23 protein-coding genes are annotated in these 22,035 nt (G+C 42.1%); 5 read left to right on the top strand and 18 right to left on the bottom strand.

Translation table 11 applies throughout. From position 1 onward, the window contains the following. The first annotated feature begins 97 nt into the window (after positions 1-97). The 5 genes from M1G12_RS06710 (at position 98) to M1G12_RS06690 (ending at position 5,144) form a co-directional block, all read left to right on the top strand. Positions 98-910, top strand: a complete 813-nt coding sequence (locus M1G12_RS06710) for a Cof-type HAD-IIB family hydrolase (protein ID WP_247949599.1) — start codon at positions 98-100, stop codon at positions 908-910. Positions 911-1,134: 224 nt separating this feature from the next. After that, on the top strand, positions 1,135-2,154 hold the full coding sequence (gene adhP / locus M1G12_RS06705; RefSeq protein ID WP_000649182.1) for an alcohol dehydrogenase AdhP: 1,020 nt from the start codon (positions 1,135-1,137) through the stop codon (positions 2,152-2,154). A 236-nt stretch (positions 2,155-2,390) separates the two neighbouring features. Then, positions 2,391-3,380, top strand: coding sequence for a PTS sugar transporter subunit IIB (locus M1G12_RS06700; RefSeq protein ID WP_247947669.1), 990 nt, complete (start codon positions 2,391-2,393; stop codon positions 3,378-3,380). Between the two features lie 25 nt (positions 3,381-3,405). Then, positions 3,406-4,209, top strand: coding sequence for a PTS mannose/fructose/sorbose transporter subunit IIC (locus M1G12_RS06695; protein WP_000022716.1), 804 nt, complete (start codon positions 3,406-3,408; stop codon positions 4,207-4,209). Positions 4,210-4,232: 23 nt separating this feature from the next. After that, entirely contained in the window at positions 4,233-5,144 is a 912-nt protein-coding gene (locus M1G12_RS06690; RefSeq protein WP_000136864.1) for a PTS system mannose/fructose/sorbose family transporter subunit IID, read from the top strand. A gap of 55 nt (positions 5,145-5,199) precedes the next feature. On the opposite strand, the gene pepC is transcribed toward M1G12_RS06690, so the two are convergent. From pepC to M1G12_RS06605, 18 genes are all read right to left on the bottom strand, one after another. After that, the gene (gene pepC, locus M1G12_RS06685) at positions 5,200-6,534 is read right to left on the bottom strand and encodes a C1 family peptidase (RefSeq protein WP_247949598.1); all 1,335 of its coding nucleotides are present in this window, start codon (positions 6,532-6,534) and stop codon (positions 5,200-5,202) included. Between the two features lie 110 nt (positions 6,535-6,644). Further along, the gene (locus M1G12_RS06680; protein ID WP_237447432.1) at positions 6,645-7,367 is read right to left on the bottom strand and encodes a pseudouridine synthase; all 723 of its coding nucleotides are present in this window, start codon (positions 7,365-7,367) and stop codon (positions 6,645-6,647) included. 72 nt (positions 7,368-7,439) lie between these two features. Beyond that, on the bottom strand, positions 7,440-7,670 hold the full coding sequence (locus M1G12_RS06675; protein ID WP_000901572.1) for a GlsB/YeaQ/YmgE family stress response membrane protein: 231 nt from the start codon (positions 7,668-7,670) through the stop codon (positions 7,440-7,442). 9 nt (positions 7,671-7,679) lie between these two features. Then, positions 7,680-8,921, bottom strand: a complete 1,242-nt coding sequence (locus M1G12_RS06670) for an aminopeptidase (protein WP_237447431.1) — start codon at positions 8,919-8,921, stop codon at positions 7,680-7,682. Positions 8,922-8,942: 21 nt separating this feature from the next. Further along, positions 8,943-9,095 (bottom strand): hypothetical protein, encoded by a 153-nt coding sequence (locus M1G12_RS06665; protein WP_000776626.1) that lies wholly within the window; start codon positions 9,093-9,095, stop codon positions 8,943-8,945. 20 nt (positions 9,096-9,115) lie between these two features. Further along, positions 9,116-9,394, bottom strand: coding sequence for a type II toxin-antitoxin system YafQ family toxin (locus tag M1G12_RS06660; RefSeq protein WP_049551201.1), 279 nt, complete (start codon positions 9,392-9,394; stop codon positions 9,116-9,118). Next, positions 9,387-9,650, bottom strand: a complete 264-nt coding sequence (locus tag M1G12_RS06655) for a type II toxin-antitoxin system RelB/DinJ family antitoxin (protein WP_049551202.1) — start codon at positions 9,648-9,650, stop codon at positions 9,387-9,389. Before M1G12_RS06655 ends, M1G12_RS06660 begins: the two co-directional genes overlap by 8 nt. Positions 9,651-9,752: 102 nt before the next feature. Continuing rightward, positions 9,753-14,144, bottom strand: a complete 4,392-nt coding sequence (locus M1G12_RS06650) for a PolC-type DNA polymerase III (RefSeq protein ID WP_247949597.1) — start codon at positions 14,142-14,144, stop codon at positions 9,753-9,755. A gap of 103 nt (positions 14,145-14,247) precedes the next feature. Then, positions 14,248-16,329 carry an elongation factor G gene (gene fusA, locus M1G12_RS06645; RefSeq protein ID WP_000090348.1) on the bottom strand — a complete coding sequence of 694 codons (2,082 nt, stop codon included), beginning with the start codon at positions 16,327-16,329 and terminating at the stop codon, positions 14,248-14,250. A 279-nt stretch (positions 16,330-16,608) separates the two neighbouring features. Continuing rightward, entirely contained in the window at positions 16,609-17,079 is a 471-nt protein-coding gene (gene rpsG / locus M1G12_RS06640; RefSeq protein ID WP_000087873.1) for a 30S ribosomal protein S7, read from the bottom strand. A 19-nt stretch (positions 17,080-17,098) separates the two neighbouring features. Then, on the bottom strand, positions 17,099-17,512 hold the full coding sequence (gene rpsL / locus M1G12_RS06635; RefSeq protein ID WP_001142332.1) for a 30S ribosomal protein S12: 414 nt from the start codon (positions 17,510-17,512) through the stop codon (positions 17,099-17,101). Between the two features lie 134 nt (positions 17,513-17,646). Beyond that, positions 17,647-17,778 (bottom strand): hypothetical protein, encoded by a 132-nt coding sequence (locus M1G12_RS09915; protein ID WP_261014231.1) that lies wholly within the window; start codon positions 17,776-17,778, stop codon positions 17,647-17,649. 52 nt (positions 17,779-17,830) lie between these two features. After that, positions 17,831-18,430, bottom strand: a complete 600-nt coding sequence (locus M1G12_RS06630) for a response regulator transcription factor (protein WP_049499544.1) — start codon at positions 18,428-18,430, stop codon at positions 17,831-17,833. A gap of 1 nt (position 18,431) precedes the next feature. Beyond that, the gene (locus M1G12_RS06625; RefSeq protein ID WP_237447429.1) at positions 18,432-19,529 is read right to left on the bottom strand and encodes a sensor histidine kinase; all 1,098 of its coding nucleotides are present in this window, start codon (positions 19,527-19,529) and stop codon (positions 18,432-18,434) included. After that, positions 19,529-20,266 (bottom strand): ABC transporter permease, encoded by a 738-nt coding sequence (locus M1G12_RS06620; RefSeq protein ID WP_237447428.1) that lies wholly within the window; start codon positions 20,264-20,266, stop codon positions 19,529-19,531. The genes M1G12_RS06625 and M1G12_RS06620 overlap by 1 nt, the downstream gene beginning before the upstream one ends. 1 nt (position 20,267) lies before the next feature. Next, on the bottom strand, positions 20,268-21,152 hold the full coding sequence (locus M1G12_RS06615) for an ABC transporter ATP-binding protein (RefSeq protein ID WP_237447427.1): 885 nt from the start codon (positions 21,150-21,152) through the stop codon (positions 20,268-20,270). Beyond that, on the bottom strand, positions 21,139-21,333 hold the full coding sequence (locus M1G12_RS06610) for a hypothetical protein (RefSeq protein WP_004258091.1): 195 nt from the start codon (positions 21,331-21,333) through the stop codon (positions 21,139-21,141). The genes M1G12_RS06615 and M1G12_RS06610 overlap by 14 nt, the downstream gene beginning before the upstream one ends. Then, complete coding sequence (locus M1G12_RS06605) at positions 21,330-21,536, bottom strand: hypothetical protein (RefSeq protein WP_237447426.1); 207 nt, start codon at positions 21,534-21,536, stop codon at positions 21,330-21,332. Before M1G12_RS06605 ends, M1G12_RS06610 begins: the two co-directional genes overlap by 4 nt. Between the last annotated feature and the right edge of the window lie 499 nt (positions 21,537-22,035).

Genomic DNA, 22,035 nt, shown 5'->3' with positions numbered 1-22,035 from the left:
TTGATCCAATTTCATTTTTTGTTTGGAATCTGCTTTTCTGCCTGCTTTCTGTTATAATAGAAGACATCTTATCTGGAAAGACACTAGAAAGGTTTATATGACGAAAAAAATTATTGCAGTTGACCTGGACGGTACCCTGCTCAACTCAGACAGTCAAATTTCTGACTTTACCACAAAAACTATTAAAAAAGTTGCTGAAAAAGGACATCAGGTTATTATTACGACAGGTCGCCCTTACCGTATGTCAAAAGATTTTTACCGTGAACTAGGCTTAAACACTCCTATGATTAATTTCAACGGCTCCCTTACTCACTTACCAGACCAAACTTGGGACTTTGAAAAGTGTTTGACGGTAGACAAAAAATATCTGCTAGACATGGTTCGACGTTCAGAGGACATTCAAGCCGATTTTATCGCTGGAGAATACCGTAAAAAATTCTACATTACAAATCCTAATGAAGAGATTGCCAATCCCAAACTATTTGGTGTAGAAGCTTTCCAGCCTAAAGATCAATTTCAGCCTGAATTGGTAACCAAAGACCCTAACTGTATTCTCTTGCAGACCAGAGTCAGTGATAAGTATGCCTTAGCAAAAGAAATGAACGCCTTCTACCAGCATCAACTGTCCATCAATACCTGGGGAGGTCCGCTCAATATCCTTGAGTGTACCCCAAAAGGTGTCAATAAGGCCTTCGCCTTAGACTACTTGCTCAAGGTAATGAACCGCGACAAAAAAGATTTGATTGCCTTTGGAGATGAACACAATGATACCGAAATGCTCGCTTTTGCTGGGAAAGGTTATGCAATGAAAAATGCCAACCCAGAGCTACTCCCCTATGCAGATGAGCAAATTTCCTTGACAAATGACCAAGACGGGGTTGCCAAAACCCTGCAAGACTTATTCTTATAGCCCATACGGACCAGCTTTCGAGCTGGTCTTTGTGCTCTTTTCACAGTCTCATCAACCGGTTAATCGATTGTTCTACTTTTTGCCTCCAAAACCTTGGAAAAGGCTTTCTTTTGTGATATACTTCACATATAAATACAAGAGAGCTCGTCATACTCGACTCTGTTGACACAAAATCAATCCAGTCCTGTTTCTCCTGCTCTCAGTTAATATCAAGGAGGATAGCTATGAAAGCTGTTGTTGTAAATCCAGAAAGCACTGGTGTTGCTGTTGAAGAAAAAGTACTCCGTCCACTTGAAACTGGAGAAGCACTTGTAGAGATTGAATACTGTGGTGTTTGCCACACTGACCTCCACGTTGCCCATGGTGACTTTGGTCAAGTACCAGGACGCGTCCTAGGACACGAAGGTGTTGGTATCGTTAAAGAAATTGCCCCAGATGTTAAAAGCCTTAAAGTCGGTGACCGCGTCAGCGTTGCTTGGTTCTTTGAAGGATGTGGTACTTGCGAATACTGTACAACTGGCCGTGAAACTCTTTGCCGTACAGTGAAAAATGCTGGCTACTCAGTAGATGGTGGTATGGCTGAACAATGTATCGTAACTGCAGACTATGCTGTTAAAGTTCCTGACGGACTTGATCCAGCCCAAGCCTCTTCTATCACATGTGCTGGTGTAACAACCTATAAAGCTATTAAAGAAGCAAAAGTTGAACCAGGCCAATGGGTTGTTCTTTACGGTGCTGGTGGACTTGGTAACCTAGCTGTTCAATACGCTAAAAAAGTATTCAATGCTCATGTCATCGCAGTTGATATCAATAACGACAAACTTGCCCTTGCAAAAGAGGTCGGTGCTGATATCGTTATTAACGGCCTAGAAGTTGATGATGTACCTGGACTCATCAAGGAAAAAACTGATGGTGGAGCTCATTCAGCTGTCGTAACTGCTGTATCTAAAGTTGCCTTCAATCAGGCTGTTGACTCAGTTCGTGCCGGTGGTCGCGTAGTCGCTGTTGGTCTTCCTTCTGAAATGATGGAACTAAGTATCGTAAAAACCGTTCTAGATGGAATCCAAGTCATCGGTTCTCTTGTTGGAACTCGTAAAGACTTGGAAGAAGCCTTCCAATTCGGTGCAGAAGGTTTGGTAGTTCCAGTTGTTCAAAAACGCCCAGTCGAAGATGCCGTAGCCATTTTCGACGAAATGGAAAAAGGTCAAATCCAAGGACGTATGGTACTCGACTTCACCCACTAATCTAATAAAAACCTATTTTAAAAGTTGGAATGCGCTTCCAACTTTTTTATATTAAATTTTTTAATAAGGATTCAAAAAAACTTCTCTAAAACTCAATATATCAATATTTTCAGATGTAATCTTTTTAATTATTTTATGATAAATAGTTGATTTTTAGATGAAAACGGTTTATACTTAAAAAGTCTTAAAGTTTTCTTAAAAGAAAACTGAAACAACAAAAAGGAGGAATGACAATAATGAGTATCGGAATCATTATTGCGAGCCACGGCGAATTTGCTGCGGGTATTCATCAGTCAGGATCTATGATCTTTGGTGAACAAGAAAAGGTTCAAGTTGTAACCTTTATGCCAAATGAAGGTCCTGATGATCTATACGCTAAGTTTAATAACGCTGTTGCTGCATTTGACGCAGAAGATGAGGTTCTAGTTTTGGCTGACCTTTGGAGTGGATCTCCATTTAACCAAGCTAGCCGCGTGATGGGAGAAAATCCTGAGCGTAAGTTTGCCATCATCACAGGACTGAACTTACCGATGTTAATTCAAGCCTACACAGAGCGCCTGATGGACGCTACTGCAGGTGTAGAAAAAGTCGCTGCTAATATCATTAAAGAAGCCAAAGATGGCATCAAGGCTCTTCCAGAAGAGCTAAACCCAGTTGAGGAAGTAGCAAGCGCTGCAGCTGCTCCAGTTGCCCAAGCTGCTATTCCAGAAGGAACTGTCATCGGAGACGGTAAACTCAAAATCAACCTTGCCCGTCTAGACACTCGTTTACTTCACGGTCAAGTTGCAACTGCTTGGACTCCAGATTCAAAAGCAGACCGTATCATCGTTGCTTCAGATAACGTAGCTAAAGACGAATTACGTAAAGAATTGATTAAACAAGCAGCTCCAGGTAAAGTGAAAGCAAACGTTGTTCCTATCCAAAAACTAATCGACGTTGCAAAAGACCCTCGCTTCGGAGGAACACATGCCCTTATCTTGTTTGAAACACCTCAAGATGCCCTTCGTGCTATCGAAGGTGGCGTGCCAATCAAAACTCTTAATGTTGGATCAATGGCTCACTCAACTGGTAAAACAATGGTTAACAACGTTTTGTCTATGGATAAAGAAGACGTTGCTACATTTGAAAAAATGCGTGACCTTGGTGTTGAATTTGATGTACGTAAAGTACCAAACGACACCAAAAAAGATTTGTTTGACTTGATCAACAAAGCAAACGTGCAATAATCGATTTTATGAAAGGATTTTAAAGATGTCTATTATTTCTATGGTTTTAGTAGTCGTTGTAGCCTTCCTAGCAGGTCTTGAAGGTATCCTCGACCAGTTCCAATTCCATCAACCAATCGTAGCTTGTACCCTTATCGGTCTTGTTACTGGTAACCTTGAAGCAGGGATCATCCTTGGTGGTTCTCTTCAAATGATCGCCCTTGGTTGGGCTAACATCGGAGCTGCCGTAGCTCCTGACGCTGCTCTTGCTTCTGTTGCTGCTGCCATTATCATGGTTCTTGGTGGCGACTTTACTAAGACAGGTATCGGTGTTGCCCAAGCAGTTGCTATCCCTCTTGCAGTTGCTGGTCTATTCTTGACTATGATTGTCCGTACACTCTCTGTCGGATTGGTTCACACTGCTGATGCTTCTGCTAAAAAAGGTGACTTCAAAGCAGTTGAACGTGCTCACTTTGTCGCACTTCTTCTTCAAGGTCTTCGTATTGCAGTCCCTGCAGCACTCCTTCTAATGGTACCAACTGAAACCGTACAAAGCATTCTAAATGCTATGCCTGATTGGCTTAAAGATGGTATGGCTATCGGTGGTGGTATGGTCGTTGCCGTTGGTTACGCTATGGTTATCAACATGATGGCAACTCGTGAAGTATGGCCATTCTTCGCTATCGGTTTCGTGCTTGCTGCCGTGTCAGATATTACTCTAATCGGATTTGGTGCTATCGGTGTTGCTATCGCTCTTATCTACCTTCACCTTTCTAAAACTGGTGGAAATGGTGGCGGAGGAGCCGCAACTTCTAACGACCCAATCGGCGATATCCTAGAAGACTACTAAGATAAGAAAGGACTGAAAACATCATGACTGAAAAACTTCAATTAACTAAATCAGATCGTAAAAAAGTTTGGTGGCGTTCAACTTTCTTACAAGGTTCTTGGAACTATGAACGTATGCAAAACTTGGGTTGGGCTTACTCATTAATTCCAGCTCTTAAAAAACTCTACACTAAAAAAGAAGATCAAATCGCTGCTCTTGAACGCCATCTTGAGTTCTTCAACACTCACCCATACGTAGCCGCTCCAATCATGGGGGTTACTCTTGCACTTGAAGAAGAACGTGCTAACGGTGTTGAAATTGATGACGCTGCTATCCAAGGGGTTAAAATCGGTATGATGGGACCTCTTGCTGGTATCGGTGACCCAGTATTCTGGTTTACAGTACGCCCAATCCTTGGATCACTCGGTGCTTCACTTGCCCTTACTGGTAATATCTTAGGTCCAATCCTCTTCTTCGTTCTTTGGAACTTGATTCGTATGTCATTCTTGTGGTATACACAAGAGATTGGATACAAGGCTGGATCAGAAATCACTAAAGATATGTCTGGCGGTATCCTTCAAGACATCACTAAAGGAGCTTCTATCCTTGGTATGTTCATTCTTGCTGTCCTTGTTCAACGTTGGGTAAATATTAAATTTGCTTTCGATGTTGCCAAAGTTCAACTAGATGAAAAGGCTTATATCCATTGGGATAAATTGCCAGAAGGATCTAAAGGTATCCAAGAAGCATTCGCACAAGTAGGACAAGGATTGTCTCAAACACCTGAAAAAGTTACTACTTTCCAACAAAACTTGGATATGTTGATCCCTGGACTATCAGGACTACTCCTTACTCTCCTTTGCATGTACTTGCTTAAGAAAAAAGTATCTCCAATCACTATTATCCTTGCACTCTTCGCAGTGGGTATTGTGGCACATGTTCTTCACATCATGTAATCAAGCAACTTAAAAGGAATCAGGTTCTAAAATCTGATTCCTTTTTTCTATACTTTTATTCGGCCAAGGCACCCATTGGATCCCATGGTGCGAGTACAATTGGTTCTGATTCATAGGCAGCTTGTTCTTCTGCTGTCAGCAATTCCTTACGGACAACGATTTGGTAAGTGTATTCGTCCATCCAAGCGTCTGAGGCAACAAAGTACCCATCGGTACCAACCTTGTCTCCCCATGAGTTTTCAACCTTCCACTTGGTTGACTTCCCATTTTCATCCAAATCAACACCTGTCAAGACCATGGCGTGGGTCATCAAACTTTCGCTGTAATCCAAACGTCCAGCCTTGTCTTGAGTGAGTTTAATGTCCATGCTTGATTCAAAGTCATAAACATCTGTCGCAAGGATTCCAGCCTTACGGTTGCTGAGCTGGCCGACATCAGAACCAAACCAAACAGTCTCACCTGCTTGCATTTGAGCAATTGCCAACTCTTTCAAGCGCTCCATCGGCACGTTGATGTAACGAACCGCACGGCTACCAACCACATTTCCTAACATCTCAACTGTGTAAGATTTTCCGTAAGGCTTGTCAGCAGTTGGAGCATTGATAACAGAAACATAATCTTCTAGAGGAAGATTGACATATTTCTTGTAAAACTCTTGTGGTGTAATGCCCTTTTCGCTTTGGTAGTTGTTATCTTTATCGCGATAAGCAAAGTCAAACTGACGTGGTGGAAGTCCTAATGACATGGCAAGGAAATTAAAGATTTCTTGCAAGAGGTCTTCTTTCTTAGCTTGAACAGTCGCTTGGTCCGCACCAGAAGCAAGCAAGTCACGCAAGATTTGAGCATCTTGGCGAAGCAATTTGTTAAGGATTGCATTTAACTCACGGCTACTGCTAGATGAAACAGACTCAGGGTAAACTGACTTAGGCACGACACCGTATTTCTCAAAGAGAGAAACGACCATATCCCATTGACCACCATCTTGTTGAGGAGTTTGAAGTAGGAATTTAACCTTACGGCTTGTCAAGTCTTGGTCTGCAGTCGCAATCACTTGCTCCAAGAACCAGTTTGATTTCTCATACTTGTCCCAGAAGAATGTGTGAGCCTGTGACAACTCAAAGTTTTCCAATTTATATTGAGAGATAAGCTTATGGCGGAAGGTATTAAGAGCTGCAAACATCCAGCAACGACCAGACGCTTTCTGGTTAGTAACCTTGTCCTTTGTCAAATCCAATGAAAAAACAGGGGTATTGTCTACATGGCTTTGGCGACGTTCTAGAGCTGCAAAAATTCCGTTGTGGCTGGCAGCATTTTCAATCGCTTGGTATTTAACATTTGCTTCATAGTTAGCAAATAGTTTATCAGTAAATGATTCTTGAATCACGTTCATAGATTCCTCCTTTTATTCTACAGTCTATTATAACTCTTTTCACAAAGGAAGCAACTGAAAAATATAAAAGGCAAGGATATTCTTCCTCACCTTTTCGAATATAAATCAAATTAAGCAATATTCGCAAGGAGAGCTTCTAACTCTTCCTTGGTCAAGCGACGCCATTCTCCTCGCTGCAAGTTCTCATCTAAAACTAAAGTTCCCATAGTCAAACGCTGTAGGTCCACTACTTCCTTGCCACAGTAAGCCACCATACGCTTGACCTGATGGAACTTCCCTTCTGCAATGGTCACACGAATTTGGCTTTGAATTTTTTCTGTATCTATGGACACAATCTCCAGTTTAGCGGGCTGACAAGTAAAGTCTTTGAGCGGAATGCCCTTGGCAAATATCTCCACATCTTCTTGGGTCATGATTCCCTTGACTTGTGCCTGATACGTCTTGTCAACATGACGCTTAGGTGAAAGAAGAGCATGGGCCAGCTGACCATCATTGGTCAAGAGCAAAAGACCATGCGTGTCAATATCCAAGCGTCCTACTGGGAAAACTTCCTTGCTCAGAGCAATATCATCCAGCAAGTCCAACACGGTTCTATGCTTGGGATCCTCAGTCGCTGAAATAACTCCTTGGGGCTTGTTCATCATATAGTAAACAAACTCCTCGTACTCCAGCGCTTGCCCATCAAAGCGAATCTCATCTCTTTCTTCATCAATCTGCAATTTAGCTGATTTTTCTTTTTTACCATTTACCGTCACGCGCCCAGCCTTGAGCATGTTTTTGACGTCTGTCCGACTCCCTACAGCGCAGGCAACTAAAAATTTATCTAATCTCATAGAACTATTATATCATACTCAAAAGGAGGCTGGTACAATGACCAACCTCCTTTTCGTTTCAGATTTAAGAAATTAACTTCCTCGTCTCCAGAAAATCGCTAAGACAATCATGGAACCTAGTACTGCCGGAATAATGGCAGTTCCTGCTATTATCGGTCCCCAAGTCCCAAAAAGCAAGTGGCCTATAAAAGCACCAATCCAGCCCAGAAACATTTTTCCAAAACATCCCATGCGTTCTCCACGATTGGTCAGAGTACCTGCTAAAAATCCCACTAGGAGACCAACGAACATACTTCCTAACATCTTATCTCCTTAATTTGCCCAATCTCCGTTACGGAAGAGTGGTACACGTGTCCCATCCTCACGGATACCATCGATATCCATTTGGTTAGAACCAATCATAAAATCTACGTGAACATCTGAACGGTTAAGCCCCGCGGCTTCAAGCTCCTCTTCGCTCATATCCGCTCCACCAACGATGCTAGTCGCATAGGCTGCACCGATAGCCAAGTGATTTGACGCATTCTCATCGAAAAGGGTGTTAAAGAAGGTAATGCCTGACTGAGAAATTGGGCTTGGATCTGGTACCAAGGCACATTCACCTAAGGCACGCGCACCCGCATTTTCAAAGACAAGGTCTTTCATGACCTGATCACCCTTCTCAGCAGTGATATCTACGATTTGTCCATCCTTAAAGGTTACCTTAATACCTTCAATGATATTTCCGTTATAGCTAAGCGGTTTTGTAGAAGTGACATAACCATCTGCGCTACGGAAGTCAGGCGCTGTGAAGACTTCCTCTGTCGGCATATTTGGCAAGAATCCTTCGCCCTGTGCATTGATAGCCCCAGCTGATTCCCAAACGTGGTTCTTCGGCAAACCAAGTGTTAAATCTGTCCCTGGCGCTGTGTAGTGAAGGGCTGAAAATTGTTCTTTATTAAGCATATCTGCCTTACTCTTAAGGATAGCTGCATGCTCTTCCCAAGCCTTAACAGGATCTGCTTCGTAGACACGACAAGTTTTGAAGATTTGGTCCCAAAGGAGATCGACTGCTTCTTCGTCGCTCGCAGCATTTGGAAAGACTTTCTTAGCCCACTCAAGTCCAGCAGCGGCTGCCACAGTCCAGCTAACCTTGTTGGATTGAGTTGCGATACGCATTGGCTTCATAGCAAGTCCCATAGCTTTAGCAGAAGCTGATAGCTTGTCAGCATCCACTCCGTTCAAGGCACCTGGATCAGATGAACGAACTCCAAGACGGCTAGCCTTGTTCTCCAAAAGATAGTTCATCTCAGCAATCTTATATTCTGGCACATTATCCAGACGCTCCATCGGAGCATGGAGGAATTTCTCACGGTTAATAACATCATCTGTCCACTGAACGATAACCTCATGCGCACCCAAGGCATAAGCTTCTTTGACGATTAGATGCGCCAACTCACGTTGCTCCACATCGATAGAGAGAGCCAAAGTGTGACCAGGTTGCACGTTAATTCCGTTCGCAACCAACAATTTCGCATATTTTTCTAGATTTTCTTTAAAATTTGGTAAAACCATGTTGTTTTCTCTTTTCTATTTTTATTTTTCTTTCAAAGCAGAAAATAATCCTGCTAAAGCAATAGCGCCCGACAATAGTGCTGTTGATAGAAGAATTGTTTGATCAGCAAGTTCCAATTGATATTCAAATACCTTCTCAGCCGGCTTATCTTCCGCAAAAATTCTTAGTTTCATGAGAACCCCCTTAAAATTTATTAAAACAAATCACTATGACTTCCTGTCCTCAGCAAATTTAAAATCAATTCCGACTTGTCTACTTTATAAACCAAAAGCCAATCTGGCTGGATATGGCATTCACGAACTCCTTGAAAATGTTTGGATGCCGTCAATGGATGATCACGATATCTAGCAGGAAGTTCTTTTTCTTGAACAAGAAAATTTAAAACTTCTTCTAATAATTCTGCCTTCAAACCACGCTTCATAGCCAACTTAAAATCTTTTTTAAACTGTTTATGATAACGAATCTTAAGCACGCAAATCCTCCATCAAGTCAGAGACTGATTCAAAGGATTGGCTCATATTACGATTTTGGTCTAAATCCGTTAACACTTGAAGCAACTTCCGATTTTCGTCTAGTCTAACATCAAAAGGTAATCCCTGATATTGAATAGCCTGACGAAGGAAAATATTAATAGCTGTTGTCATATCCATTCCCAGATTACTAAACACCTGTTGGGCCTGCTCCTTCACCTCACTATCCAGACGGATGCTCATACTCGTCTTTGACATACTCTCACCCTCTTTCTATAGACTATTTTAACAAAAAAGAAGGCTAATGTAAATCTATTGGATATACATTAGCCTCTTTGGATAGATGATTAAACAATTTTTTTAAAACAACTCATCAAACAAACTCAACTGGTTATCCTCTGGCATATTGCCGAGAATGCCCATTTCATCCATCTTTTCAACCAAGGTTGAGGAAAGTCCGCCACGCTTGCGTAATTCTGTTTTAGAAAGAAATTCTCCCTCTTCACGCGCTCGTACCAACTGCTTGGCAACGTTCTCTCCCAGACCATCCATTGCTACAAATGGCGGAATGAGGGTATCTCCATCGATGAGGAACTCTGTCGCCTGACTACGGTAGAGATCGAGTTTTCCAAACTTGAAACCACGTTCCCACATTTCATTGACAATCTCAAGAGTTGTATAAAGATCAATCTCCACATTAGAAGCCTCATTGTTCTTCCGTTTTTCAGAGATTTCTTCCATTCTGCGCTTGATAGCATCCAAGCCCGCCCCCATGGTCTTGATATCAAATGCCTTAGCACGGATTGAGAAGTAAGCACAGTAGTAATAAATAGGGTGGTGAACCTTAAAGTAGGCTACACGCAAGGCCATCATAACGTAGGCTGCCGCATGGGCTTTAGGGAACATGTACTTAATTTTTCCACAGGACTCGATATACCACTCTGGCACCTTATTAGCCTTCATAGCTTCGATATAGCCATTTCTTTCCTCTTCGGAAATCTTGAGCCACAAGCCCTTACGTACTCGCTCCATGATGGTAAAGGCCATCTTAGGTTCCAGACCCGCATGCATAAGGTAAACCATGATGTCGTCCCGACAACCGATAACAGTTGATAGGTCCGCTATTCCTTGTTTAATCAAATCTTGTGCATTGCCCAGCCAAACGTCGGTACCGTGGGATAGACCTGAGAGCTGAAGCAACTCCGCAAAAGTCGTCGGATGGGTTTCATCGACCATCCCACGTACAAAGTTGGTTCCAAACTCTGGAATCCCCAGCATGCCCGTAGGCGTTCCGATTTGCTCAGGTGTTACCCCTAACACATCCGTCCCAGAAAAGAGGGCCATTACGCCTTCGTCATCCATAGGAATTTCATTAGGGTCAATCCCAGACAAGTCCTGGAGTTTTCGAATCATGGTCGGATCATCATGTCCTAGTACATCGAGTTTGAGGACGTTCTCGTCAATATCATGGAAGTTAAAGTGAGTGGTCTGCCATTCTGCTGTCACGTCATCTGCTGGATACTGGACAGGCGTAAAGTCGTAGACATCCATGTAGTTAGGAATAACAACGATTCCCCCTGGGTGTTGTCCTGTCGTTCGTTTGACACCAGCAGCTCCCTGGGCTAGACGTTCCACCTCTGCATCACGATAAAACTTGCCATAATCTCGCTCATAGCCCTTGACAAATCCATAGGCGGTCTTGGCAGCCACCGTACCAACCGTTCCTGCACGGAAGGCATATTCCTCACCAAAGATATCACGCACATCCAAGTGGGCGCTAGGCTGATCCTCTCCCGAAAAGTTCAAGTCAATATCGGGAACCTTATCTCCATCAAAACCAAGGAAGGTCTCAAACGGAATATCCTGCCCATTTTTGCTGAGTTTGTGACCACAGTTCGGACAGTCCTTATTGGGCATATCAAAACCTGAACCATAAGAACCATCCGTGATAAACTCACTGTACTGACACTGACCACAGACATAGTGAGGAGAGAGAGGATTGACCTCTGTAATCCCAATCATGGTCGCAACGAAACTAGATCCGACAGATCCTCGAGAACCTACCAAGTAACCCCGTTCATTGGAACGTTGCACCAGCATCTGGGAAGCCAGATAAATCACGGCAAATCCATTCCCCAGAATAGAAGTTAATTCTTTTTCAATCCGCAAATCGACAATATCTGGCAGTGGATTTCCATAAATCTCAAATGCCTTCTTATAGGTTAACTCAGCGACCGTTTCTTCAGCCTTATCGATAAAAGGCGTATACAAGTCACCCTTAACGACCTCAACGGGTTCAAAGATTTCTGCCAAGGCATTGGTATTTTCAATAACCAATTTGCGAGCTAGTTCCTCTCCCAAGAAGGCAAATTCATCCAACATCTCATTAGTCGTTCTAAAATGGGCTTTTGGCAGAGGAGCTGGTTGAGCATGTTCCCCATGACCGATAGTTCGGTTAATCATAGCCCCCTGTCCCAAACTACGGACAATAATTTCACGGTAAATCTCTTCTTCCGGTTCGATATAGTGGACATTCCCCGTAGCCAGAACGGGCTTGCCAAGGCGGTCTCCCACCTCTATCAAACTCTTGATAATGGTCTGGAGTTCTTCCATATCCTTGACCTGCTCCTTGGCAATCAAGGGGGCATAGATAGCTGGTGGCATGACCTCGATAAAGTCATAATACTTGGCCACCTCAACCGCCGCATCCACACCTTGGGAAACGACTGCATCAAAAACTTCACCTTCAGAGCAAGCTGAACCTAAAATCAAACCTTCCCGATGGGCATCTAGAACTGTTCTCGGAATTCGTGGCACCCCTTCAAAGTACTTGGTATTAGACAGAGAAACCAGCTTAAAGATATTTTTTAGCCCCACCTGATTCTTGACATAAATGGTCGCATGCTTGATCCGAGCTTTTTTATAAGAATCTGGACTAATCAAATCAATGTTGAGTCTAGCTAAGTCGGTCACACCATGTTTTTCTGCTACCTCTTTGATAAAGATGAAAAGCAGACGACCTGTAGCTTCCGCATCGTAGTTGGCCATGTGGTGATGTTCCAAGGCCACACCAAAACGCTTGGTCAAAGGCCCCAAACCATGACGTTTATACTCAGGATAGAGGTTTCTAGCAAACTCTAACGTATCGATAACTGGCTGACTAATCCTTGGAAGACCATGACGCTCATAATTGGCATTCATAAATCCAACGTCAAAGGTGGCATTGTGGGCAACTAAGACCGTATCCTTGCAGAATTCTTGGAATTCTTGCAAAACTTGTTCTAGTGGTTTGGCATTTTTGACATGGTCATCTGTAATTCCAGTCAACTCAGTAGTAAAAGCTGACAAGGGATGTCCAGGATTGATAAATTCATCAAATTCAGCAATAACATTCCCCTTGTACATCTTAGAGGCCGCAACCTGAATCAAATCATTATAGATAGCTGAAAGTCCTGTCGTTTCCACGTCAAAGACCACGTAGGTCGCTTCTGACAAGTCCAGCTCCACTTCGTTATAGACGATAGGGACACGGTCCTCCACGATATTGGCTTCCATTCCATAGATTAGCTGGATTCCCGCTTTTTTGGCCGCCTTATAGCCGTGTGGGAAGGACTGGACATTCCCGTGGTCCGTGATGGCAACCGCCTTGTGTCCCCACTTAGCAGCTGTCGCAACGATTTCTTCAACCTCTGGTAGAGCATCCATAGTCGACATGTTAGTATGAGCATGAAACTCAACCCGCCGTTCTCCTTCTGGCATTAAATCCTTCCGCTCATAGTGAACAACTTCCTGCACATCCTGCACGTTCATAGTCAAATCGCGTGTGAAGTTATTCATCTCCACATTCCCACGAACTCGGAGCCAAGAATTTTTCTTAATTAGATCAAATTTCTGAGCCTCTTCCTCGTTCTTAACCCACTTTTGCATAGAAAAACTGGAAGTGTAGTCTGTCATTTTAAAGTTGATCAAAACACGCCCTGTTCTGGTCACTTTTTGCTCCACATCAAAAACAACCCCTTCAAAGACCAGACGATTTTCCTCAGTCGTCACTTCGATCATAGGAGTAATCTCCGCCTTATCTAGCTTTGGCTTAGCCGCAGCCTTTTTGGCCTGAAAATCAAAGGCTGGTTTCTCTTCAGCTGGAGGTGGTGCCATCTGTTCCAGTTGCTCCATAGCACGGAGCGCTTCCTCATTGGCCGCTTGAACAATCTGCTCATTTTCAGCATGAAAGGCCTCTTCCTGCTCTTGGGTCAGCACATCATTTTTCTCTACTTGACAGTTGAAAGTTGGAAAGCCAAACTTTTCAAGTTGTTTCGCTAAATTAGGAAGATGATTCTTCTTAAAATGTTCCTTATCAATCGCCTCAGAGCCTTCAATAAAGAGTTGATTGCCCTCAGCACGAACTTGCAGATTCTGGTAAAGGGACCTAAAACCTTGACTAGCACATGGCCCTTCAGAGAAAGCCTCCCTATAGTAGGACTGCAAGAGCTGATTTGAAAATTCTTGAGACCGAGCCTTAATTTCGAAAACAGCTTTATTGCCTGTCTTAGAAAATTCTTCGCTCAAACCTTTCTTTAATTCTAAAAAGATTTCAATCGGTAAAATATTAGAAAATACGAAATGAAACTCCCATACCTTACTAATTTTATGAACCACAACTCGCTCAATATCAGCCTGTAATAAAGCAGGATCCTGTCTCATTTCAGCAGACATCCCCAGTTGATTCATCAAAATTTCAAAACTATTTGACATTCATTTTCCTCACATTATTCTTCTACTATTTTACCATACTTAGAGGTGTTTTCTAAAGACAAAAGGAAGCCACTAAGTGACTTCCTTCTAGAGTGAGGACAGATTAATCTTCACCTTTGTTTTTCTTAATGATTTCTTCTTGTACTGACTTAGGTACATCTTCGTAGTGGTCAAATACCATCATGAATGTACCACGTCCTTGAGATGCAGAACGAAGAACTGTTGCGTAACCGAACATTTCAGCAAGTGGAACGTAAGCACGAACGATTTGGCTGTTACCATGTGCTTCCATACCATCTACACGTCCACGACGAGCAGTTACGTGACCCATAACATCACCAAGGTTTTCTTCTGGAACAGTGATTGTTACGAGCATCATTGGTTCAAGGATAGCTGGTTGTGCTGATTTAGCAGCTTCTTTAAGAGCAAGTGAAGCCGCAATCTTGAAGGCAGTTTCAGATGAGTCGACATCGTGGTATGAACCATCGTAAAGCTTAGCTTTAACGTCAACCATTGGGTAACCTGCAAGTACACCGTTAGCCATAGATTCTACCAAACCTTTTTCAACCGCTGGGATAAATTCACGAGGAACCACACCACCGACGATTGCGTTTTCGAATTCGAATCCTTTACCTTCTTCGTTTGGAGTAAATTCAATCCATACATCACCGAATTGACCTTTACCACCAGACTGACGTTTGAAGAATCCACGTGCTTGAGTAGAAGCGCGGAATGTTTCACGGTAAGATACTTGAGGAGCACCTACGTTCGCTTCAACTTTGAACTCACGACGCATACGGTCAACAAGGACGTCAAGGTGAAGCTCACCCATACCAGAGATAACTGTTTCACCAGTTTCAACGTTTGTTTCAACGCGGAACGTTGGATCTTCTTCAGCCAATTTTTGAAGGGCGATACCCATCTTGTCTTGGTCAGCTTTAGATTTTGGCTCAACCATCAATTGGATAACTGGTTCTGGAACGTTGATTGACTCAAGGATGATTTTAGCTTTTTCATCTGTCAATGAGTCACCCGTTGTAGTATCTTTCAAACCAACGGCAGCAGCAATATCACCTGAATAAACAGTGTCGATTTCTTGACGGCTGTTAGCGTGCATTTGAAGGATACGTCCGATACGTTCACGTTTACCTTTAGAAGTGTTCAATACGTATGAACCTGATTGAAGAACACCTGAGTAAACACGGAAGAATGTCAAACGACCTACGAATGGGTCAGTCATAATCTTGAAGGCAAGAGCTGCAAATGGCTCTTCGTCAGATGCTGGACGAGTTTCTTCTTCGTCTGTATCTGGGTTGATACCTTTGATTGCTGGGATGTCAAGCGGGCTTGGAAGGTAGTCAATAACCGCATCAAGCATCAATTGAACACCTTTGTTCTTGAAGGCTGAACCACACAATACTGGGAAGAATTCAACGTTGATAGTCGCTTTACGGATACCAGCTTTCAATTCTTCGTTAGTGATTTCTTCACCTTCGAGGTATTTCATCATCAATTCTTCGTCAGTTTCAGCAACTGCTTCGATCAATTTTTCACGGTATTCTTGAGCTTGGTCAAGGTATTCAGCTGGGATGTCTTCTTCAAGGATATCTGTACCAAGGTCGTTAGTATAGATTTCAGCTTTCATCTTGATCAAGTCGATGATACCACGGAAGTCATCTTCAGAACCGATTGGCAATTGGATTGGGTGTGCATTTGCTTGAAGACGATCGTGAAGTGTGCTTACAGAGTAAAGGAAGTCAGCACCGATTTTGTCCATTTTGTTGGCAAATACGATACGTGGAACTCCGTACTCAGTTGCTTGACGCCAAACTGTTTCAGTTTGAGGCTCAACACCTGATTGTGAGTCAAGAACGGTAACCGCACCATCCAATACACGAAGAGAACGTTGTACTTCGATTGTGAAGTCCACGTGTCCTGGTGTGTCGATGATGTTTACGCGGTGGTTGTTCCATTGAGCTGTTGTCGCAGCAGATGTGATAGTGATACCACGTTCTTGCTCTTGCTCCATCCAGTCCATTTGTGACGCACCTTCGTGAGTTTCACCGATTTTGTGGATTTTACCAGTGTAGTAAAGAATACGCTCAGTAGTTGTTGTTTTACCAGCATCGACGTGAGCCATGATACCGATATTACGAGTTTTTTCAAGTGAAAATTCGCGTGCCATGAGGTTTGTTTCTCCTATTTATTTTTGATTTCTATTCTATTATAACACGATTTTAATAAAAACGGATAGGCAGGACCTACCCGTTCTCAATGTTTTCATGCTATTGTTGGTTTCAACTTACGAGATGGTAAGTTGAGTTGAACTCGGGCTAAAGTTAATTAGCCGATTTGAGCCGGAACGGGATGCTGTGTGAAAAAGATAAACTTCCTTGTATTCGTCGAATACTGCGTCAGTTTCCTATTTTCACCTTGCATCCTTACCGTTCCTAGCATCATGATTTTACCAACGGAAGTGTGCGAATGCACGGTTAGCTTCAGCCATACGGTGAGTGTCTTCACGTTTCTTAACAGCTGCACCAGTGTTGTTAGCAGCATCCAAGATTTCTTTTGCAAGACGGTCTTGCATTGTGTGTTCACCACGAAGACGAGCGATTGTTACCAACCAACGAAGTCCAAGTGTTGTACGACGTTCTGGACGAACTTCAACTGGGACTTGGTAGTTAGAACCACCAACACGACGTGCACGTACTTCAAGTACAGGCATGATGTTTTCCATAGCTGTTTCAAATACTTCAAGTGCATCGTTACCAGTAGCTTCTTTGATTTGCTCAAAAGCACCGTAAACGATTGAAGCAGCTGTACCACGTTTACCGTCAAGCATAACGCGGTTGATAAGACGAGTAACTAGTTGTGAATTGTAAAGCGGATCTGGCAATACGTCACGTTTTGGAGCTCTATTTTTACGACTCATTTCTCTTTATCCCCTTTCCTTATGCTTTTGGACGTTTAGTACCGTATTTAGAACGGCCTTGTTTACGATCGTTAACACCTGCAGTATCAAGTGCACCACGGACGATATGGTAACGTACCCCTGGAAGGTCTTTTACACGTCCACCACGAAGAAGAACCACGCTGTGCTCTTGCAAGTTGTGTCCGATACCTGGGATGTAGGCAGTAACTTCGATAAGGTTGCTCAAACGTACACGAGCGAATTTACGAAGGGCTGAGTTAGGTTTTTTAGGTGTCATTGTTCCAACACGAGTTGCAACACCACGTTTTTGTGGTGAAGAAACGTTTGTTTGAACTTTTTTATGACTGTTGTAACCAACGTTCAAAGCTGGTGATTTAGATTTTTCTACTTTTGATTTACGCGGTTTGCGAACCAATTGGTTAATTGTAGGCATCTACATTCTCCTGTGTTTTTTTATTTTTGGTGATGATACACTTGGTGACAGCTATCATCTGTGTGTACTTTTGCAACATTTGTCAGCACGTCCCTGTACACTCTTGAGAGACCAAAAGTAAAAAGTACCGTCTATTATTGTAACAAATTTTTCCCTTTCTTGTCAAGATATTTTTCTTTTTTATTGTTATTTTTAGCTCGTTTGTATTGCTCCCAAAAGAAAGAAAAGGAGGAATAAATCCCTCCTAAAGTTTGGTATTGTTCCATGCAATCCCATCCCATCAATTTTAGCACATAATGTTCAAAAAATATTATATCATCACAACCAACCAGATTCTTTCGCAATATTAGCTGCCTCTGTTCGATTAGCAGCATCTAGTTTAGAAAGAATATTGGTGACATAGTTTCGGACGGTTCCGTTTGATAAATAAAGTTGATCTGCAATTTCTTGGTTAGACAAGCCTTGAGCAATTCTCTTTAAAACTGCGATTTCTTGCTCTGTTAATGGATTGGGATGCGTCATAACTACTTCCATCAATTCAGGCGAATACTCCTTGCGTCCTTCGAGGACAGTATGCAAGGTTTGCATGAGGTCTGCAATGCTTCTTTCTTTCAAGACATACGCATCTACTCCAGCCTTGACTGCACGTTCGAAATAACCAGGGCGCTTGAAGGTCGTCACCACAACCACCTTTGTTTCTAGCTTTTCTGCCCGAATCCACTCCAAGACTTCAAGACCTGTCTTAACAGGCATTTCGACGTCAAGGATGGCGATATCCACAGACGCCTTTTCTAATAGTTGGATTGCTTCTTGCCCATTCTTGGCTTGAAAGACAGACTCTACATCTGGTTGAAGCGTGAGCAACTGGCACATGGCATCTCGCAACATACTTTGATCTTCTGCAACAAGTAGTTTCATCTTAGTTTCTCTCCTTATAAGGTAGTCGAACCTGAACTTCTGTCGGTTGTTTCCAACTAATTACCTTTACTTCTCCCGAAAATGGAAGAACACGATCTCGAACTGTATGGAGCTCATCTCCTTTTATAGAAGCGAAACCACAGCCATCATCTCTCACTGTTAGAATGAGTTCTTTCTCTGTCCGTTCTAATTTTAAGTAGACTTTAGACGCTTTAGCATGTTTGATGATGTTGGTCACTAATTCTAGCAAAATCATGGAAGCCGTTGACTCCAATTCCTGAGTTAAGCTAGCTGTATCTAGTTGATTAGCTATTTCCACCTCAATTCCAGCAATTTCTAACATCTTTTTCACAGTCTCTAGTTCGGATGTCAAAGTTCTAGACTTAAGATTTTCCACAATAGTTCGCACTTCATTCATGGAATCCTTACTGATCTGGTGAATTTCTTTTAATTCCTTTTCCACCTGTGGATAAGCCTCCATCTGAAACAACTGCAAGGCTAAATCTGTCTTGACACTCAGCATAGCAAAAGTGTGTCCCAGACTATCATGCAAATCCTGACCGATACGACTGCGTTCATTTTCAGCAAGCAATAGATTTATCTGGGCATTTTGCTTAGCCTGCGCTTCTTTCAAATCCTCCACAATCCGAATCCGAACCAATCCAAAAGTCATTAAATCGACAAAAGTAAGAATTACAAGTAGATAGAATAGAAACTCAACTTCGATTCTCTGAAAAATCAAAAGTTGGCCCACAACAAGGACTTGAGCAAGAAGAAAAGTCCAGACATGTAAAGACTTTAAACTACGTACGCCAAAATGATAACTTAAGAGGTTAGAAAGGAAAAAGAAGAACCAGATATAATTAACAGCAACAAAGGCAGTATTCCCAACTACATAAGTCAGCATGAGACCCCAATATATCCAAGATAGGCGCTGGCTCTTAGTTGTTAAAACACCCAAATATGCCACTACAAATAGAATATCAATGAATAAATGCCAGACAGAAAGCCACCCAGTCACTACAGGTAGGATGGGGAAAATCATAAAAATTAAACTGGCCCAAAACATATAGTGTATGCTTTTCAGTCTTTCAAGCATTAAGAATTCTCCTTATGACCTTGAAGGTAAATGGTCAAACCAAACAAAACTGCTGAAAAAACAAGTAGATAAACTGTGGCTGATAGATTGATGCCACCCTCGTTTAAGAAAGCCTTGAGCAACTCCATCAACTGATAAGTTGGTAGGCACTTCCCGATTGCTTGCATCCAGTCTGGAAATAAAGAGATGGGCATCCAGAGTCCGCCTAAAACAGCCAAGCCTAGATAGAGAAGATTACCCACGACAGACATCAGCTGACTAGAAGGCAAGAGTGTCAAGGTTAATCCAAGCGCTACAAAGGCAACACTTCCTACTATCAGCAAGAGCGCAGCCCCAATCCAGCTTCCTAGAGACATATCCACACCTCTGACCAAGTGCCCAACTGAGAAAACAACCAGGATTGAGACCAAATAATCAACCATCATACTTGTTATCTTTGATAGATAATATTCTACCATATTTACTGGAGTATGGCGTAATGTTTTCTGCCAATTGTTGATTTTATCGGTATGTAAGACAGCTGGGAATGAAAACATGGCTGTCGACATCATGGAAAAGGCCGTCATAGAGATGAGGTAGTCACGCATAAAATTAGCTGGCCCATCTGGTGTATCCTGGTACATGCCTGAAAAGAATAAATAGAAGGCTGTCGGCATCCCTACGGATAACAGATAATAGACTAATTGTCGTTTGGTCAATAGAAATTCTATCTTGTTTAGTGCGATCCATCGTTTCATCTTAGTCATCTCCCTTTTGTGTTTCTTCAAAGATTGTATCCAGCAAGCTACGATTATTGACTTCAATTTCTTGAATCCTACATCCTGCCTGAACTAATAGTTCCCAGAAAGCGTCCGCTTCGCGTGTGACTACTTGTAGAGCATCTTGTTTTTGTGACCAGTTTTCAACCAAGTTAGACTGCTCAATGACTTCCTTGTATGCTAGAGGAAGGATAAAATGCTTTTCAATTCCCTCACTACGCATGGCTAGAGGCGTCGTATCACGAATCAACTCTCCCTTATTCAAGACCAAAATCCGGTCCGCTGTATGCTCTACCTCTTCGATATAATGGGAGGAATAGAGAATGGTAACTCCCTTAGCTTTTAGTTCCTGAACAATTTCCCAAAAGCGTTGACGAGTTGAAGTATCCATGGCAGCAGTTGGTTCATCTAAAAAGACAAGCTTTGGTCGCCCAATCAAGGTCAAGACAAAAGAGAAGAGACGCTTTTGCCCGCCTGACAATTTTTCTGCGAATTGCTCTTTCTGATGCTGGTCAAACTGCAATAGTTGATCGATTTCCTGGTTGCTCAAGGGATTTGGATAAATACTTTGAAAGAAAGCAATCAACTCTTTGACCTTTAATTTCTGAACGATGACATTTTCTTGAGGGAGATAGGATCTTGTGTAGTCTAACTGAGAACTCGTCACTGGCAAGCCTTGGATGGATACTTGATCGCTTGTGACCCGTTTATCTCCAAGCAAACAGTCCAAGAGTGTGGTCTTCCCAGCACCATTGGGCCCAATCAAGGCGACGCATTCACCTTCAGTTACCTCAAAGGAAATATCCTTCAAAATAGCCTTGCCCTTGATGTTTTTATTTAGGCTTTCTACCTTAATCATGTTCATCATATTCTCCTTTCAGCCACTCCTTTCCCATAGGAAAGGCGATAAAAATCATAAATCCTAATCCCCAGGCACCACGGATGAATTGGTGAAGGAAGGCTTGATCAAACCAACCTGTAAACATTTCTACCAACCATACCACTAGTGATAGTCCAATAAAAAGATAGAGAAACGCTTTTTTCATTTTTCAAACTCCTTTTTCACATCTGAGACTAATTTCAAACCTTCTCGGATAAGCCAGGACAACATTCCAAATCCTGCAAATAGCTCCCAAGGAAAATGATAGAAATCTTCATCCAATCCTGAGAACATGAGATAAGTCATGACTCCTGCTGCTACTAAACTCATTGCGACAATTACTTTATGTTTCATTTTTTCTTCCTCCATTTGATACATCTAGTATAACTCTTTGAAGGTAGAATCGCTAGAAGCTTCTGTCATGAGGAAATATGACAAATGTCATAAAAGATTCTATTTAAAAGAATCAAGAAACATTACACAACAAGATACAGAGTATGAAAGAATCTATAGTACCTCCATCAAAGTGATATCAAATTTAGACTATAACGTAAACTAATACGCATTTAAAATCAAAAGATCGGAAATTTTTATCGTACAAAACAGATATATTATAGGTAGCACAAAAAAACTCTTCATTTACTTTCTTAAAAGTTTGTGAGAATTATACAATCTGTTAAATTTTAATTTATGTACCTAAACTACAGTAATCATTGAACAAATCAGGAAACAAAAAAGTATACTCAATCAAAATGAATTACTGAAATTAAAAAAAGAGAGAAGCAAACTAATTCGGCTCTATAATATTTGTAGTGGGTAAATCCCCTATGGATATTATGGAGCCTATTTTGTTGTAGAAAAAAAGTCC

It is taken from the genome of Streptococcus mitis (assembly GCF_023110375.1).
Lineage (GTDB): Bacteria > Bacillota > Bacilli > Lactobacillales > Streptococcaceae > Streptococcus > Streptococcus mitis_CI.
This window is presented reverse-complemented; position numbering and strand designations above follow the sequence as displayed.

What these genes read in the sequence shown, in the direction of transcription:
- adhP (WP_000649182.1), top strand. Translation starts at nt 1,135, where the DNA reads ATGAAAGCTGTTGTTGTAAATCCAGAAAGCACTGGTGTTGCTGTTGAA.
- M1G12_RS09915 (WP_261014231.1), bottom strand. Translation starts at nt 17,778, where the DNA reads ATGGAACAATACCAAACTTTAGGAGGGATTTATTCCTCCTTTTCTTTC.
- M1G12_RS06710 (WP_247949599.1), top strand. Translation starts at nt 98, where the DNA reads ATGACGAAAAAAATTATTGCAGTTGACCTGGACGGTACCCTGCTCAAC.
- M1G12_RS06655 (WP_049551202.1), bottom strand. Translation starts at nt 9,650, where the DNA reads ATGTCAAAGACGAGTATGAGCATCCGTCTGGATAGTGAGGTGAAGGAG.
- M1G12_RS06665 (WP_000776626.1), bottom strand. Translation starts at nt 9,095, where the DNA reads ATGAAACTAAGAATTTTTGCGGAAGATAAGCCGGCTGAGAAGGTATTT.
- fusA (WP_000090348.1), bottom strand. Translation starts at nt 16,329, where the DNA reads ATGGCACGCGAATTTTCACTTGAAAAAACTCGTAATATCGGTATCATG.
- M1G12_RS06670 (WP_237447431.1), bottom strand. Translation starts at nt 8,921, where the DNA reads ATGGTTTTACCAAATTTTAAAGAAAATCTAGAAAAATATGCGAAATTG.
- M1G12_RS06675 (WP_000901572.1), bottom strand. Translation starts at nt 7,670, where the DNA reads ATGTTAGGAAGTATGTTCGTTGGTCTCCTAGTGGGATTTTTAGCAGGT.
- rpsG (WP_000087873.1), bottom strand. Translation starts at nt 17,079, where the DNA reads ATGAGTCGTAAAAATAGAGCTCCAAAACGTGACGTATTGCCAGATCCG.
- M1G12_RS06615 (WP_237447427.1), bottom strand. Translation starts at nt 21,152, where the DNA reads ATGAACATGATTAAGGTAGAAAGCCTAAATAAAAACATCAAGGGCAAG.
- M1G12_RS06680 (WP_237447432.1), bottom strand. Translation starts at nt 7,367, where the DNA reads ATGAGATTAGATAAATTTTTAGTTGCCTGCGCTGTAGGGAGTCGGACA.
- pepC (WP_247949598.1), bottom strand. Translation starts at nt 6,534, where the DNA reads ATGAACGTGATTCAAGAATCATTTACTGATAAACTATTTGCTAACTAT.
- M1G12_RS06650 (WP_247949597.1), bottom strand. Translation starts at nt 14,144, where the DNA reads ATGTCAAATAGTTTTGAAATTTTGATGAATCAACTGGGGATGTCTGCT.
- M1G12_RS06690 (WP_000136864.1), top strand. Translation starts at nt 4,233, where the DNA reads ATGACTGAAAAACTTCAATTAACTAAATCAGATCGTAAAAAAGTTTGG.
- M1G12_RS06625 (WP_237447429.1), bottom strand. Translation starts at nt 19,529, where the DNA reads ATGCTTGAAAGACTGAAAAGCATACACTATATGTTTTGGGCCAGTTTA.
- rpsL (WP_001142332.1), bottom strand. Translation starts at nt 17,512, where the DNA reads ATGCCTACAATTAACCAATTGGTTCGCAAACCGCGTAAATCAAAAGTA.
- M1G12_RS06610 (WP_004258091.1), bottom strand. Translation starts at nt 21,333, where the DNA reads ATGAAAAAAGCGTTTCTCTATCTTTTTATTGGACTATCACTAGTGGTA.
- M1G12_RS06700 (WP_247947669.1), top strand. Translation starts at nt 2,391, where the DNA reads ATGAGTATCGGAATCATTATTGCGAGCCACGGCGAATTTGCTGCGGGT.
- M1G12_RS06630 (WP_049499544.1), bottom strand. Translation starts at nt 18,430, where the DNA reads ATGAAACTACTTGTTGCAGAAGATCAAAGTATGTTGCGAGATGCCATG.
- M1G12_RS06695 (WP_000022716.1), top strand. Translation starts at nt 3,406, where the DNA reads ATGTCTATTATTTCTATGGTTTTAGTAGTCGTTGTAGCCTTCCTAGCA.
- M1G12_RS06605 (WP_237447426.1), bottom strand. Translation starts at nt 21,536, where the DNA reads ATGGAGGAAGAAAAAATGAAACATAAAGTAATTGTCGCAATGAGTTTA.
- M1G12_RS06620 (WP_237447428.1), bottom strand. Translation starts at nt 20,266, where the DNA reads ATGAAACGATGGATCGCACTAAACAAGATAGAATTTCTATTGACCAAA.